This window comes from Desulfoluna sp. CLI2B (genome assembly GCF_056847375.1).
This window is the reverse complement of record NZ_CP186557.1, coordinates 3,680,215-3,694,367: the sequence shown is the minus strand read 5'-3', so window position 1 is coordinate 3,694,367 and position 14,153 is coordinate 3,680,215. Positions and strand designations below refer to the sequence as shown.

15 protein-coding genes and 1 riboswitch are annotated in these 14,153 nt (G+C 52.1%); of the genes, 8 read left to right on the top strand and 7 right to left on the bottom strand.

Features of this window, described 5'->3' with window-relative positions:
* Positions 1 to 157: 157 nt before the first annotated feature.
* Positions 158 to 1,009 carry a sirohydrochlorin cobaltochelatase gene (locus tag ACOYW2_RS17360; protein WP_482767357.1) on the bottom strand — a complete coding sequence of 284 codons (852 nt, stop codon included), beginning with the start codon at positions 1,007 to 1,009 and terminating at the stop codon, positions 158 to 160.
* 13 nt (positions 1,010 to 1,022) lie between these two features.
* A complete protein-coding gene (locus ACOYW2_RS17355; protein ID WP_482767356.1) occupies positions 1,023 to 1,226 on the bottom strand; it encodes a hypothetical protein in 204 nt (67 codons plus the stop codon).
* A 568-nt stretch (positions 1,227 to 1,794) separates the two neighbouring features.
* Positions 1,795 to 1,976, bottom strand: a riboswitch (cobalamin riboswitch).
* Between the two features lie 701 nt (positions 1,977 to 2,677).
* Between ACOYW2_RS17355 and ACOYW2_RS17350 the strand changes: the two genes are divergently transcribed.
* Positions 2,678 to 3,505, top strand: coding sequence for a cache domain-containing protein (locus ACOYW2_RS17350; protein WP_482767355.1), 828 nt, complete (start codon positions 2,678 to 2,680; stop codon positions 3,503 to 3,505).
* Between the two features lie 16 nt (positions 3,506 to 3,521).
* Positions 3,522 to 4,682, top strand: coding sequence for a methyl-accepting chemotaxis protein (locus tag ACOYW2_RS17345; protein WP_482767354.1), 1,161 nt, complete (start codon positions 3,522 to 3,524; stop codon positions 4,680 to 4,682).
* 217 nt (positions 4,683 to 4,899) lie between these two features.
* Here ACOYW2_RS17345 and ACOYW2_RS17340 read toward each other — a convergent pair whose 3' ends face one another.
* The gene (locus ACOYW2_RS17340; protein WP_482771048.1) at positions 4,900 to 5,142 is read right to left on the bottom strand and encodes a helix-turn-helix domain-containing protein; all 243 of its coding nucleotides are present in this window, start codon (positions 5,140 to 5,142) and stop codon (positions 4,900 to 4,902) included.
* A 48-nt stretch (positions 5,143 to 5,190) separates the two neighbouring features.
* Entirely contained in the window at positions 5,191 to 5,769 is a 579-nt protein-coding gene (locus ACOYW2_RS17335) for an AraC family transcriptional regulator (protein ID WP_482767353.1), read from the bottom strand.
* Between the two features lie 266 nt (positions 5,770 to 6,035).
* On the opposite strand from ACOYW2_RS17335, the gene ACOYW2_RS17330 reads away from it, so the two are divergent.
* Together ACOYW2_RS17330 and ACOYW2_RS17325 are read left to right on the top strand one after the other, a co-directional pair.
* On the top strand, positions 6,036 to 6,896 hold the full coding sequence (locus ACOYW2_RS17330; protein WP_482767352.1) for an alpha/beta hydrolase: 861 nt from the start codon (positions 6,036 to 6,038) through the stop codon (positions 6,894 to 6,896).
* Between the two features lie 242 nt (positions 6,897 to 7,138).
* Positions 7,139 to 7,738, top strand: a complete 600-nt coding sequence (locus tag ACOYW2_RS17325; RefSeq protein ID WP_482767351.1) for a nitroreductase family protein — start codon at positions 7,139 to 7,141, stop codon at positions 7,736 to 7,738.
* A 410-nt stretch (positions 7,739 to 8,148) separates the two neighbouring features.
* Here ACOYW2_RS17325 and ccsA read toward each other — a convergent pair whose 3' ends face one another.
* The 3 genes from ccsA to ACOYW2_RS17310 all read right to left on the bottom strand — a co-directional run bounded on the left by ccsA (position 8,149) and on the right by ACOYW2_RS17310 (position 10,975).
* On the bottom strand, positions 8,149 to 8,964 hold the full coding sequence (gene ccsA, locus ACOYW2_RS17320; protein ID WP_482419269.1) for a cytochrome c biogenesis protein CcsA: 816 nt from the start codon (positions 8,962 to 8,964) through the stop codon (positions 8,149 to 8,151).
* Positions 8,965 to 9,038: 74 nt separating this feature from the next.
* Positions 9,039 to 10,373 (bottom strand): cytochrome c biogenesis protein ResB, encoded by a 1,335-nt coding sequence (locus tag ACOYW2_RS17315; protein WP_482767350.1) that lies wholly within the window; start codon positions 10,371 to 10,373, stop codon positions 9,039 to 9,041.
* Positions 10,373 to 10,975 carry a tetratricopeptide repeat protein gene (locus ACOYW2_RS17310; protein ID WP_482767349.1) on the bottom strand — a complete coding sequence of 201 codons (603 nt, stop codon included), beginning with the start codon at positions 10,973 to 10,975 and terminating at the stop codon, positions 10,373 to 10,375. Before ACOYW2_RS17310 ends, ACOYW2_RS17315 begins: the two co-directional genes overlap by 1 nt.
* A gap of 303 nt (positions 10,976 to 11,278) precedes the next feature.
* On the opposite strand from ACOYW2_RS17310, the gene ACOYW2_RS17305 reads away from it, so the two are divergent.
* The 4 genes from ACOYW2_RS17305 to ACOYW2_RS17290 are packed head-to-tail and all read left to right on the top strand — an operon-like array spanning position 11,279 to position 13,529.
* Entirely contained in the window at positions 11,279 to 11,719 is a 441-nt protein-coding gene (locus ACOYW2_RS17305; RefSeq protein WP_482767348.1) for a response regulator, read from the top strand.
* Entirely contained in the window at positions 11,719 to 11,952 is a 234-nt protein-coding gene (locus ACOYW2_RS17300; protein WP_482419265.1) for a winged helix-turn-helix domain-containing protein, read from the top strand. Before ACOYW2_RS17305 ends, ACOYW2_RS17300 begins: the two co-directional genes overlap by 1 nt.
* A complete protein-coding gene (locus ACOYW2_RS17295; RefSeq protein ID WP_482767347.1) occupies positions 11,930 to 12,709 on the top strand; it encodes a HAMP domain-containing protein in 780 nt (259 codons plus the stop codon). Before ACOYW2_RS17300 ends, ACOYW2_RS17295 begins: the two co-directional genes overlap by 23 nt.
* Complete coding sequence (locus ACOYW2_RS17290; protein ID WP_482767346.1) at positions 12,693 to 13,529, top strand: sensor histidine kinase; 837 nt, start codon at positions 12,693 to 12,695, stop codon at positions 13,527 to 13,529. The genes ACOYW2_RS17295 and ACOYW2_RS17290 overlap by 17 nt, the downstream gene beginning before the upstream one ends.
* The last annotated feature ends 624 nt before the right edge of the window (positions 13,530 to 14,153 follow it).

The window sequence follows — 14,153 nt, the reverse complement described above, 5'->3', positions numbered from 1 at the left end:
GAAAGGGGGCGTTTTTCTCACCCTTTGAACGAGCCGAGACAGGGACAGTGCTTTTTTGTTCGTCCGAAGCGGTTTTATGGCATAGCCGAATAAAAGCCTGTTCCCTTGTCGGCCGCTTATCCTTATCGCTCAATTGTTTTAATAAGCGCTCTGTTAATTAATAATATTCTGCCAGTTTGAGCATCCGATCCAGGCGATCCATGAAGCTTTCATTGACCTCGGGATAGTGAGCCAGACCCTTGAAGTATTCTTTGCCGCCCACTGTGGCCATGGGGCACGTCACTTCAAAACCCTGGGTTTCCAGGGCGCTGCGCCAGCTGTCCTCCTCACCCATAAGGTCCTCTTCGACATGGAGCCCGGCAAAATACATCATGGGAATGATTTTGATCCGCTTGTATCGGCCTGCAAAATCTTCACGAGCCATCCGGGCAAACACGGCTTCATGGTCGGGGAGGCCTTCCACAGAGGCCGCTCCCACGTTGGGATACCTGTCTGCCAGCAGCTTTTCAAGTCCCATATACACGATATTTACCGGATCGGCCGCCAGGGGGGTGCCGTGGACGGCCAGCAGGTTGTATCCCTCGTCCGGGCTTAAAAATTCGGGTTCAACGGCCTCCAGGATCTCTTTGACAAAGTCCCAGCGGTGGAGCAGGGTTTCACCAAGGAAGACCCGCAATCCCGGGAAATAGTTACAGGTTTCAGCCAGATGTTGGTACTCGGTCCCCGGAAACACATGGATGGCCTGGACCACGGCCTTGCGGTAGCCGTCGGCCTCTACCTTGGCGAGGGTTTCGTGGAGGCTTGGGAGACCGAGTTTTTTGCGTATGATTTCTGATGTGTAGGCCCAGTAAATATCTTCGTCCGGGTATTTCTCAGCGAGTTTCTGCTTGAAAAGGTCAAGGGCGATTTTTGCCCGATTGGTACTTCCGAAGGCGGCAATGACAATGGCGGGTTTGGTCTTCAGCTTGGGCAGCCGCATTTTCCGTGCAATATATCCGTTCTCGTGCATTCGGGTATCCTCCTCAAATCCTGGTTTTACTGTTGCCGGCCATGCCGGTTGCTCTGGACAGCCCGCAGCTGGCCCTGATCATGGCCAGGGTAGCCGGGTGGCGTGCCTCGTTTGCAATATTGCTGCTGGTCAAGGTTTCGACGATGGCGCCGTCATCCATGACATGAATGGTATCACAGAGCTGCTCTGCGAGGGCCAGGTCATGGGTAATAAACAAGTTGGCAAATCCGATATCTTTACTCAACTTCTGAAACAACGTGATGATCTGGGCCTGGATGGTTGCATCAAGGGCCGAGGTGGATACATCACAGATGACAAGGCTGGGGTTTAATCCCGTGGCTCTGGTAATGACGATGCGCTGGAGCTGGCCGCCGGAAATCTGATGGATCTGGGATCTGGACGGGATCAGGGGACAGGCTCTCTTTACATGCTATTTGGCTACAACGAAAAGACCAATACGGTACTTCGAGGGTGAGGTGCGAAGGAATAAAGAGTCTGGCCACAGAATTCCAGAGTTCCACGGTGCCTATGGCAACTCCGCCGATGAATGACGGACTGCCCAGGCGCCCCACCACGGCGGTATCCACCGCACCTAAGGGTGGTTGGGTCACCGTTGAAAGGGTATAAGGGGCGGCAAGTTTAAGATAGGCTTTGTGTGAAACAGTTTCCATTTGCGCAACGCCTGAAAAATGGAGCGAACTGGTTTAAAGACGGCCTGAGCTCCATGGATGCGGGGAAACCGTATTTCTTCCCGGTATGGTGTGCAAACCATCTTTTACCCTAGATGTTCTGCTGTCTTTCAGGCAGGTCTTCTGACTCCCGGATCATCCTATTTGCTGCGCCTTCCCGACAGATGTCAGTGACATAAAGCAGCGTTCGTCTCCGATTACAGCGGCGGGCCCGTTCCGGAATTCAACCGGATTCCCTTTTCATCTCCCGTAGGAAACACCTGAATACATTCGGCGGTATATAAAATGCACCAACACGTTTGTCAAGCATATGCATGGGATTAGCAAAGGATAGCGCATGTAACATACCTTTCTTAGCATTGGGCGTTTGGGTTGATGTGTATAAAAAATCTCGCTCCTGATCAATGGCACCATACGAGTCAGGAACGGGCCTGAATGGGCAGGTCGCATGGGGTTTCTTTCAGGTATATAAAGACACAAAATTGACATCAGACGTGGGCTTCCAACATGGCTCTCCCGTCGTTCGCGTATGCCGCCGGTGCCATGGCGAGAGGCTGTGTCTTTGCTCCTGTCTGTTCGGTTTACTCGAACAGCCGGGGAAGACGAAAACCAGAGAGACGTGATATTCACAGGCGAAGCCTTGAAGGAAAAAGGCACATGTGCAGGTGCTCCAGCCCGGTGCCCGAAGTCTAAAAAAGAGCCTGTCCCCGATAGTCCCCCGTCATTCAATTTTCCCATTCCCCCTATCCACCTTCGGTCGAGTCGCCATGGCTGGTAAGGCCAAAACATGAGAAAAGAGCAAACTTAAAAAGATATACCAGGAAAGGAACTATGTCATTTTTAGGTTGAAAATTAGTTGCTTAACACCGTGTCTTTAGGCTAAAGAGATTTTTCCATCATGTACTTGACTGATCTGAGGCATGGCTGAAATGGACGGTGCTGGCTTATACTACAATCTATACAGTGAAGGGGTGAGAAATTGAGTCTTGACTTGAAATCTATAGCTTCAAAACTCGTAATAGGAGGGCTTTTTGTTGTCATTACACCACTTATGGTGATTAATATTTTGTCGTATAATCAGACAAAAAAATCCATAAGCCAAATTTCTTACCAGAATGCCGAGAATACAGCTTCTGATCTTGCAGAGCTCACCAATCATATTCTTTTGTCGCTAAAAGCTAGAGCGGAACTACTATCCGTCCAGAAAAATGTCACAGATCTTGCAGACTCTGTTGAAAAAAATGGCGAAGAGAATTCAGCGACTCACATAGCGCATGTGTTTTCGTCTTTAGGGCAACAGTTTAAAAGCATTGGGAAGAATTATCAGGGTATTTTTATTGCCGATACACATGGAAAACTCATCACAGGTATTCTGGAAAACGGCAAGGAGTATAAAGGGTCGAATATTTCTGATCGGTCATACTTCAAGAAAGCCATGAGCACCGGAAAGACTGTTCTCAGCCAAATAGTCATATCCAAGAAGACAGGCCGCCCCATTGTTGTTGCCTGTGCACCTGTGAAAAACGAAGACAACGTTATCGTAGGAGCGCTTGCGACTGTCATAAAGGCAGACATTATCGCAGAGAAAATTTCGGGGCGCATGATCGGAAAGACAGGGTACTGCTTTATGGTTGATACAAACGGTGTCATGCTCGCACACCCCGAAAAGGAATATGTCTTAGACCTCGATATTTCCGATATCGATGGTATGGGTGCGTTGTTTCAAACGATGTCCCGACAGGAACAGGGAGCCATTGATTATGTGTTCAATGGTGCTCGAGAGAAAATTGAGAAGTCGCACCATTAGAATCAACGGGTGGTCGGTGTGCGCAACACAAAATAAAAAAGAGTTCCTTGCTGCGTCGGTTAAACTTAGAAATACCAATTTTGTCATACTGCTGGTGTCGCTTGTTATTTCTGTCTCACTGGTTCTTTTCTCTGCAAAATCCATCGTTAAACCGATAAATTCGGTGGTGCTGGGGCTCAAGGAGATTGCGACAGGAGACGGTGATCTGACAAGGAGGCTGGATATAAACACTGGGGACGAAGCGGAAAAGCTTGCAAAATGGTTTAATATTTTTATGGATAACCTCCAGGAGATGATAGCAGGCATCAAAACCAACGTTGATAGCCTTACCAGGGCATCAGAGTCGCTTTCTATTATTTCAGATGAAATGTCCTCAATTTCCGCCGATTCTGCTGAGAAAACAAAACGCGTCACTGATTCTGTTTCAACCATGAACAGTGATATTCAAAACGCAGTCAGGGAGATGGACAAGTCATCTGCCAACTCTCACATGATAGCAACGGCTTCTGAGCAGATAACCTCAACAATCGAAGGGATTGCGAAAAACTCTGGAAGTGCGGACGAAATTACAACCAGAGCCTTGAATGAAGTTGAATTTTCATCTCAAAAAATAAAGTCTTTAAGAGGTGAGGTGCAAGATATTGACCAGGTTACAAGCCTTATAACCGATATCGCTCAACAGGTGAACCTTCTTGCCCTCAATGCGACAATCGAAGCCGCAAGGGCCGGAGAGGCGGGGAAAGGCTTTGCCGTTGTTGCCAATGAGATCAAGGAGCTTTCCAATGAGACTTCAGATGCTGCAAAGAGCATCAAGTTTAAGATTGAATCCATCCAATCGACATCCTCTTCTCTTGTCGAGAACATATCTGCCACATTCTCAACAATAAAAGCTTCAAACGATGCGGTATCCGATATAGCTGCCGCGGTTGAAGAGCAGTCTCTTACAATCTCTGAAATCTCCTCAAATATTGTTGAGTCGGCGTCAAGCTTGAAAAGCATCAACTCTGAATTGACCAAGAGTTCCATGAACCTTTCAGACATTGATCAGGAACTTAAGCTCTTGGATAATGACGCTGAAAAAATCATGGGCACAGGGGACACGGTAAAGAAAAGTTCCATGGAACTTGAAGTTATTTCCAAGGATCTTCAGGAAAGGGTCGGAAGGTTTATCATGTAAAATAAAGAACAGAGGAGACAGGTTCTTTTTCTATGTGCTTCCAGCATTTTCATGGTGCCCGGGGGATCAAAAGAGCCTGTTGCCACAATCGGCTCCACTATTCATACCAGCACTCACTACCACCCCTACCAATGGATTGTGATGGGATGTAGAGTGACGTTAAATTTCGAATACTTCCTGCCATCCCCAGAGTTGAAAAGGGCTGACCTCTTGCTACTTAAGCTGTTTTTTTCAGTTCACTTGGATTTATCCCAAACAGCCTTTTAAATTCTCTGCTGAATTGCGACTGGCTCCCATACCCTGAATCAAAAGCTGCGTCACTCGCGCTTTTCCCTTCAAGAAGCAGGCCATGTGCATTATGCAGCCTTATTTTTTTTATAAACTGCATAGGTGATAATGACGTGGCTTTCTTAAATTGCTCATGGAGTCCAGAAGTGCTCATTCCTGCATACGTTGCGATCTGTTTTATGCTCTATCGGTTCCTTAAAGTGGCTCTCTTGGGATAAATCTATTGTAAATCCAAGAAATTCCATGCGCCTGTAATTATTAAAGCACTGTTTCGAAGCAAATAGCCGCGCTCTCCCTTAAGAATGTAATAATAGACCTCCCTGAGTAACCCCCTTCCAAGGACCTTTGTTTTTTCAGGGTCGCCAACAATGTTGAGCAGCCTTGCAAGGCTTTCTTTAACATCATTGTCTAAAGCTGAAGAGGTAATGATCAGGTCCGTTTTATTGTGTTCCGGCCAGAGGCTGAATTCATCCATCTCCAGGAGCAGGTCGTTTATAATGATTTGGTCGATATGTATGATTACACCGAAATAGGGCCTTTCAGGGGATGCGGCAATCAGCTCCGATTCAAGCGGGATTTTTGCCGTTCCAATCAAATAATTATTTTCGTCATAGACAATGTCTTTTTTACCTATGAACAAGCTTTTGCTTCCCTGAACGATGAAACAGATCGCAGGAATAGAGACTGAGGCCGTTCTTCCGGAGGGTTTCTCCATACGAAAAAGTTCAAGTCCATCGATCCCCGTCTTGGTCAGCCCCTCATTTAGAGACAGTTCGGATACGATTGATTTTAAGTCCATCACCATCACCTTCTATCCAATGATAAAATCGCCACGCCGTTTTGAAAATAGATGAATTTTATATTTTGGAGTTTTGTGCAAACAATACAGATGAATCATATATGAATCCACATCACATGTCGTTATTATTCAAATCAAACATCAAGTTTCACCGCTAACCAATCTATTTGAAGAAAAAGATCAACACTATTTATCTTGTGGTTCCTGCTTTTCACCCTTCATATGTGTTGGCAAAAGACAAACAAACCTACAAACGAGGTTCCCAAATGAAACACGCAATCCATTCTGGAATAAATAATGTTACATTCAAAAGCCAGGGACACACCCTTGCTGGGCTTATATTCGCACCTGAACATTTTGACGAAACCAAAAAATACCCAACCGTGATTTTTACAGGCCCCTTCAACCAGATTAAGGAGCAGACGGGTTCCGTATACGGAAGAAAGTTGGCTGAGAAGGGATACATAACCCTTGTTTTTGACCACCTGGGTTATGGTGACAGCGAGGGTGAGATTAGAAACTATGAGAATGCTGCATGGAAAATGGAAGGCGTTCGAGACGGTATCAGCTACCTTGGAACCCTACCTTTTGTCGACCGTGAAAATTTATATGGCCTTGGTGTTTGCGCCGGAGGCGGATACATGGCCATTGTTGCAACGACCGATAAGCGCCTCAAGGCCATTGCATCGATTAGCGGCATGATGGACAACACCATGAGTTACTTCGGCGTGATGACAAAAGAGCAAATACTGCCCATTTTCAAGCATGCAAATGCTGCAAGGCAGCGAATGTATGAAACAGGTGAGGTTGAATACGCCGATATCTTGGGCCTGGAGTCCCTTGACCTTGAAAAACTCGGTAAAGAGTCAGCCATGTATGAAGGGTATGATTATTACATGACAAAAAGGGCCGGTGCCGAAACCTACCCGAACTATACCCACAAAAGCCTCGCGAATTTACTGGAGAGCGCCCCCCTTACAAGCGCAACGGCACTTGCTCCTTACCTTTATACCCCTTATATCGGGATTTACAGAAAAAGCAATCAGGAAAACGCCGCCCCTTTTAACGGTTTTCGAAATGCAGTGAACCCAAAGCGTTGTATGAGGTCAAAGGCGCAAGTCATGTAAGCCTCTATGATATTGACACAGATGTTCAGCGGGCTGTTGACAAAATGGTCGAGTTTTTCAAAAAGCACAGCTGATTTTTTCTTAACCCGACGGGTAGGCACATGATTGCGGTGCAACTGTTTCAAGGCAAGACAGCTGTCAGTTCCTCATCATGTTTTTAAACGTATCTATGTGCCGGGGTCACCTGGAGAAAGGCCCTGTTTACGTATTAGGTAAACAGGGCCTGACTGGTAAAAAAAACAATGCGTATCACAGATATAAAAAGACAAATTCAGCTTTTACCCCCCGATTTGAGTAGTGAAAAATCGCTCATGACTGCCTTCAAAAACAGGCGGTCCACAAGGGGCTTTTCCGAGAAGGCGATCCCGTTGCAAATCATTTCAGATATTGCTTGGATCGCATGCGGTATCAACAGAGAAGACGGAAAAAGGACGGTTCCGTTACTTTGGGATAACCTTCTTTTGTATTTCGCCATGGAACGTGGCGTCTATTTATTTGACCCGAAAAAGAACATCCTGAATGTGGTGATTGATGAGGACATCAGAAGTCGCATACCAGACCAGAACTTTGCGAAAAAAGCACCTGTTATCCTCTTGTTGGGCCTTGATGACTCTGACTTGAGCCAAATGACGGAGGCGGTTTTAACCGACGGCGGGGGAGTCACACTGTATTCCGGGATGCAGATTGCTTATGCATCCCAAAGTATTTATCTTTACGCTGCTGCCAACAACCTCAATACGGTCGCATTGGGCTGGTTTGATCAGGTTTTTTTAAAAGAAAAACTTGAGTCCTCAGAAAAAACCAATTTCTTTTTGGCCCATCCCATCGGATACAACGAATAGACACATACGGTACGTCGACTGTGGGGCGCGAAAAAATAAAGGGCTTGTGGTGACCATCGAGCTCAAGCTTGTCTCCGGCTGCCTTGCCGGAGGCAAGGCGTCTCTTTACCCCTGTATACCCTCTCCATACTCCATAAAAAGAGCCTGTCTCCAATATTTCTGTTTTTACATGTTCTAGTGTTTTTAAAAATTTGGTGTTTAAGAGCCTTCGGTTTGGCAGAGGTAGCATCGAAAGTCGGTAGCCACGCGTAACGTTATTTTGGTACGGGAGCCGAATCCCGGGCTTCGCGATTTCGGTGAGATTGAGTGCGCGTATGGCAATGGGAATCCAAGGTGGAGTCTCACGGGCAAAGCCCGTAAGGGAATGCTTCGAACCCGAGGAACGAGGGCACGAAGCATTCCCGAAACTGTTAGGCTCCGTAGCTGTGCAAGCCGGGAAGCAGGTTCACGCCGAAGTAGGTGAACATGACGGCGGCAAACCCGATGATGGAGAGGACGGCTGTTTTTTTGCCGCTCCAGCCGCGGACCAGGCGCACATGGATGAGGGAGGCGTAGATGAACCAGGTGATGAGGGACCAGGTCTCCTTGGGGTCCCAGCCCCAGTAACGGCCCCAGGCGGAGTTGGCCCATACCGCGCCGGTGATGATGCCGATGGACAGGAAGAGAAAGCCCAGGAGGATCATCTGGTGGGAGGCCTCGTCGATGTCGAAGGAAGCCTCCTCGGACCGGGCCGCGTCGGGGCGGAATAGGAAGAGAAGGCTCAGGGCAAAGGAGAGAGCAAAGGCGGCATAGCCCACAAAGCAGGTCATGACGTGGGCGCTGAGCCAGTTGCTCTTCAGGGCAGGCATCAGGGGGCGGATCTGGGATCCCACGCTGGGGGAGAGGGAGGCGTAGGCCAGGGCCAGAAAGGAGAAGGTGAGGGCAAAGCCGCCTGCGATACGGATGTTCATGAGCCGCTCCAGCACCAGGTAGAGGGCGGCGATGGCCAGGCCGTAAAAGACAAGGGACTCATAGAGGTTGGATAGCGGAATGCGCCCGATGCCCAGGGCATAGGACTCGGACCACCGCAGCAGGAATCCCGCCGTGTTGATCCCAAGGCCCACGGCTGCCGTGGCCGTGGCAGGCAGGTTCAGCCGGGTTGACTTGAAAATCCACGCACAAAAGTAGAGGAGGCCGGATAGGCCGTAGACAAAGGTTGCAATGGATATGAGCAGGGAGCTTGTCATCTCTGTTCTCCGAATCTGTTAAGTGTCATACATGATCACCCCATGCGCCAAGGCAAGGGGTGATCTTAATCGTGTTAACCCAGCCTGTTTAAAAGCTGCCGGGCGTAGCGTGTGGCCCACACCTTGTTTTTCGGGGCTGCCCCTGAGACGGTGACGGTGCTGCCCAGGGCCGCCGGGGTCAGGGTGACGCGGATCTTTTTATGGCCCGTGAAAAAGGCCACGAAGCAGCCTGCAATCATGAGGATAAAACCGGTGTAGACCAGACCCACGCCGGGGTCGTACGTTACCTGAAGCCCGGTGTAGTAGGCGTGCTTATGATCTGCAATGGAAAGGACCCAGTCGCCCTTGCGCATCTTGTCAAAGTTTGAAAAACGGGAGAGGAGAACCACCTCTGTTTTTGAGCCGTTGTCTGTGAGGGTGCCGATGGCGGCCTCACCCACGGACCTGCCGTTGAAGGCGTGGTTGGATGCGTAGCGGTCGAAGGTGAAGGTCTTGCCTGGGGCAAAGGTGACGGTCTCTCCGATGTCCACCGCCTTGGTCACGGTTTGACCGGTGGCTTTTTCCATAAAAGCAAAAGAAAAGTCCTTGGCCCCCATGGTGCCGTAGCTGGACTGGTAGAAGGTCACCCCGTTGTGGGTAAGGGGCTTGTTGACGATGATGTCCCGTGTGAGGACCTCCTTGTCATCTTCAAGAACCGTGAGGCTGGACCGGTACTCCTTGACGCTGCCCGTGTCGTAATGGCTGATGCTGAAATTGTTGCAGCGCACGGAAAAGCCCAGGGGCTTTTTTTCGGTGCTGTTTCTGAGGATGATGGAATCGACGCTTTCGCCTTCGGGCACGTTGATCGCTCCGTCAAATCCGAAGAGGCTGCCCACAAGGGCCCCGGCCAGCAGCACAAGGATGCCCGCGTGGACCACGTCTGCCCCTATGCGGGTCCAGCGGCCCTTTTCCGCGTCAATGGCAACCCCATTTGGGAGGGTGACCTTCCGGGTGCTTGCAAACCGGGTGGAGAGGGCCGTTTGGACGGTCTCTTCCAGGGCCTCGGGGGATTTGGGGCTTGTACCTTCGGCCAGGGCCGGAAGAGAGGAAAAGCCTTTGAATCCTTTGCCGAAGGAGAGTTTTATCGTGGTCCGGAACCGGGTTACCGTGCAGACCAGAATATTTAAGGTCAAAAGGATAATAAGCAGGACAAACCACCAGGAACCATACATGTCCGTCAAATCCAGGATGTGAAAAATCCGGTAGAGGGGTTCTCCAAAGGCCTGGATGTAGTCGGCGGCGTGTTTGTTCTGGGGAATCAGGGTGCCCAGGACCGAGGTGGCCGCCAGCACGAGCAGCAGGGCCACGGTCAGCCGTACCGATTTGAAGTGATCCGTCACCGACGTGAGGATGCTCTGGGGTGCGCGCATCAGTTTGTCCCTTTTTGGTCGTGGCCCTCTTTAAAGTGGGCGATGAGTTCATCAATGGACTGGTTGCCCGCCATGGCCAGGGGGTTGATTTCGCGCAAGGCTTCCCAGGTGGCGATGGCCTCGTCGCGCCTGTTCAGGTCGTAGACCAGGACGATTCCTTTGTTGAGGTAGGCGTTTTCAAGGGTTTTGTCCGCGGCAATGGCGGCGTCAAAGGACTGAACAGCTTTTTCCGGCTGTTTGTTCCTTCGGTACATGATGCCCAGGTCGGTGAGGACGTGGGGATTGCCCGGGGTAAGGGCAAGGGCGCGGTTGTACGCGTCGATGGACTTGGCGTACTGGTCCGTATCAAAGTAGGTGTTGCCCAGGCGGATAAGCAGGTCCGCGTTGTCCGGGTTCTCGGCAAGCTGCTGCTCCAGGGCCTGGGCCATTTTTGCCAGCTTGGCGTTGCCCTGGGGCGCGGTGGTGGCGTAGCCCGGGGCTTTCATTTTCCAGGCCGATAAGGCGACCCCGGCGAAAAAACCGATGGCAAGGGCCAGAATGAGAAGAAGAGGCGAGGTGCGGGTGACGACCTTGCCTTCTGGTCTGTCAAGTTTATCCGTCATGGGATACGTTCCTGTTTTTTGGGTCCGGGATACGGGTGTCTGTAAGGTGGTACGACCGAGACGGAACGGATACCTGTGTTGATGCGTCACCTGAGTATGATGTCCTTGAATGTGTCAATTCCATCGCGTTAGCCGTGTTCCGTCTCGACCGCGTTCGTACCATAGCGAAGTCGTGTTGCCGAAACCTTTCCGGGACATTACAATGCTGAAAGGAACCCCCGCCCCGTTGACAGGGGAAGGGGGCTTTTTTAGGGTACGCAGTAAAGAAGGGCTTTTTTAGATAACCTCACGTCGGGGATGTACATGCGGATACTCATCATTGAAGATGACAAAGAGATTGCAGGCTTTATCGCCAAGGGATTCAGGCAGGAGGGCTTTGCCGTGGACACGGCCCATCGGGGGGACGACGGCCTGGTGCTTGCCCTGGAGGAGTCTTACGATGCGGCTGTCATCGACATCATGCTGCCCGGATGCAACGGCCTGGAGATCATCGAGGCCATGCGGGAAAAGCGGGTCAACACCCCGGTGCTCATCTTGAGGCAAGCATTTGCATGGACGACCGGGTGCGGGAAGGGGCGTCCGACGCGGCGGGGACGACTACATGGTCAAGCCCTTTGCCTTTTCAGAGCTTTTGGTGCGGATCCAGGCCCTGATCCGGCGCTCCGGTGGGGTGGCCGAGGCCTCCACCCTCACCGTGGGGGACCTGTTCATGGACCTGTTGGAACGGGCGGTGGGCGGGGCTGATGGAGCTTCAGCCCAGGGAGTTCTCTCTTCTGGAATACCTCATGCGAAACGCCGAGAGGCCTGTCTCCAAAACCATGATCTTGGAGCATGTGTGGGACCTTCATTTTGACCCCCAGACCAATGTGGTGGACGTCCTGGTCTGCCGCCTGAGAAACAAAGTGGACAAAGCCTTTGACGCCAAGATGATCCACACCATCCGAGGGGTGGGCTATGTCCTTAAAGCGCCTGCGTAACATCACCCGTACCCTGGGGTTCCGCGTGGGGGCCTGGTATTCGGCGATCTTTATCGGAAGCTCGGCTTTGATGTTTATCCTGGCTTACCTCTTTCTCGGGGCCACCCTCAGGTCCCAGGATTACGAGGAGATTCGCCTGGAGCTCCGGGAGGTGCAGACCCTCTACGACATCGGCGGCGTCTCCGCCCTCAACCGGTACGTGGACCAGCTCGGAAGCGAGCGCAGGTCGCGTCCCCTGTTTATCCGGGTGGCGGATCGGGAGAACCACACCCGGCATATCTTCTCCCAGGGCAGCTGGGAAGATTTCGACCTCACCCTTCTTTCCCACGGCTGCCGTGATTGCCAGGGCTGGCAGACCCTCTCCTGCCGAAAAGGAACCTACGTGCTGGACGTGCTCTCCGGCCCCTTGACCAAAAGGGGCAACCGCGTGCAGGTGGGCATGAGCAGCCAGCGTCGCCAGGAGATCCTCAGCCAGTTTCGAAGGATCTTTCTTGTGGTGATGATTCCCCTTTTTGCCCTGGGGCTCGGTGGCGGCCTCTTTCTTTCACGCCGGACCCTTCGGCCCATCCGCGATATCATCAAAACGGTCCGATCCATCGACGCCGGGACCATGGAAGCCCGGGTCCCGCGTACCCGCACCGGTGACGAACTCGACGAACTGGCCGGGCTCTTCAACAGCATGCTGGACAGCATCCACGGGCTTATCATCCGTATGGAGAACTCCCTGGACGACGTGGCCCATGATCTCATGTCCTGATGGTCGCGCCTGCGGATGCTCGGAAATGGCCTTGCGGGAAGGGGACGACCCCGAGCTTCTCCGTCAGGCCCTTGAAAAGGGCATCGAAGAGTCCGACCGTATCCTGAGTCTTCTCACCACCCTCATGGACGTCTCCGAAGCCGAGACTGGCATGCTTCGCATCACTCCCCGTGAAACCGATCTCACCGAGCTTATCGAGACCATCGTGGAGATGTACCGGTTCGTGGCCGAAGAAAAGGCTGTAGAAATCGACGCCACCATCGAACAGGGGCTTGTGGCCTCTGTGGATCCCCATCGCCTAAGCCAGGCCCTTGCCAACATTCTCGATAACGCCGTCAAATTCACTCCCGAAGGCAAGAGCGTTGGCATCACCGCCCGAAGGGACGCCGATACCGTGCGCATCGACATCCTCGACGCCGGACCCGGCATCCCCCCCGAAGACATCCCCCGGATCTGGGACCGCCTCTTCCGCGGAGACAGAAGCCGTTCGGAAAAAGGCCTGGGCCTTGGGCTCAGCCTGGTCAGGGGCATTGTGGCCGCCCACCACGGCGAGATCCATGTGGAGAGCCGGGAGGGCGAAGGTCCCCGGTTGCCTGGTTCTTCATCCATAAACATCATGGGTGTTGCCTCGCAGGGCGCGCCGTGTGTACCGTTAATTTCTCTAAAAAGTGGATTGGTTGTGGTCGCTCGGGATGGTGTGGGCTGCGGCCGAAGCCGTTGGCCTCGCGTAACGTTTGCGGTGCGGGGGCCGCACCCTACGCTTCGCCGGCCTGGTGGTGTTGGGAAGGCTGTGGAAATCGTTTTCATGCCATGGCGGTAAAAGGCCGATGCCTCGCAGGGCGCGCCGTGTGTACCGTTAACTTCTCTAAAAAGAGGATTGGTTGTGGTCGCTCGGGATGGTGTGGGCTGCGGCCGAAGCCCTTGGCCTCGCGTAACGTTTGCGGTGCGGGATCCGCACCCTACGCTTCGCCGTCCGGGCGGTGTTGGGAAGGCCGTGGAAATTGTTTTCATGCCATGGCGACAAAAGGCCGATGCCTCGTAGGGTGCGCCGTGCGCACCGTCAACTCCCCAAAAAAGTGGATTAGTTAAGGCCGTTCGGGATGATGTTGGCTGCGGCCAAAGCCGTTGGCCTCGCGTAACGTTTGCGGTGCGGGGGCCGCACCCTACGCTTCGCCGGCCGTGCGGTGTTGGGAAGGCCGTGGAAATCGTTTTCATGCCATGGAAGCCAAAGGCCGATGCCTCGAAGGGCGCGCCGTGTGTACCGTTAACTTATCTAAAAAGTGGATTGGTTGTGGTCGCTCGGGATGGTGTGGGCTGCGGCCGAAGCCCTTGGCCTCGCGTAACGTTTGCGGTGCGGGAGCCGCACCCTACGCTTCGCCGTCCGGGCGGTGTTGGGAAGGCCGTGGAAAACGTTTTCATGCCATGGCGGCAAAAGGCCGATGCC

What these genes read in the sequence shown, in the direction of transcription:
- ACOYW2_RS17360 (WP_482767357.1), bottom strand. Translation starts at nt 1,009, where the DNA reads ATGCACGAGAACGGATATATTGCACGGAAAATGCGGCTGCCCAAGCTG.
- ACOYW2_RS17335 (WP_482767353.1), bottom strand. Translation starts at nt 5,769, where the DNA reads ATGGACTTAAAATCAATCGTATCCGAACTGTCTCTAAATGAGGGGCTG.
- ACOYW2_RS17330 (WP_482767352.1), top strand. Translation starts at nt 6,036, where the DNA reads ATGAAACACGCAATCCATTCTGGAATAAATAATGTTACATTCAAAAGC.
- ACOYW2_RS17325 (WP_482767351.1), top strand. Translation starts at nt 7,139, where the DNA reads ATGCGTATCACAGATATAAAAAGACAAATTCAGCTTTTACCCCCCGAT.
- ccsA (WP_482419269.1), bottom strand. Translation starts at nt 8,964, where the DNA reads ATGACAAGCTCCCTGCTCATATCCATTGCAACCTTTGTCTACGGCCTA.
- ACOYW2_RS17315 (WP_482767350.1), bottom strand. Translation starts at nt 10,373, where the DNA reads ATGCGCGCACCCCAGAGCATCCTCACGTCGGTGACGGATCACTTCAAA.
- ACOYW2_RS17310 (WP_482767349.1), bottom strand. Translation starts at nt 10,975, where the DNA reads ATGACGGATAAACTTGACAGACCAGAAGGCAAGGTCGTCACCCGCACC.
- ACOYW2_RS17305 (WP_482767348.1), top strand. Translation starts at nt 11,279, where the DNA reads ATGCGGATACTCATCATTGAAGATGACAAAGAGATTGCAGGCTTTATC.
- ACOYW2_RS17300 (WP_482419265.1), top strand. Translation starts at nt 11,719, where the DNA reads ATGGAGCTTCAGCCCAGGGAGTTCTCTCTTCTGGAATACCTCATGCGA.
- ACOYW2_RS17295 (WP_482767347.1), top strand. Translation starts at nt 11,930, where the DNA reads ATGTCCTTAAAGCGCCTGCGTAACATCACCCGTACCCTGGGGTTCCGC.
- ACOYW2_RS17290 (WP_482767346.1), top strand. Translation starts at nt 12,693, where the DNA reads ATGATCTCATGTCCTGATGGTCGCGCCTGCGGATGCTCGGAAATGGCC.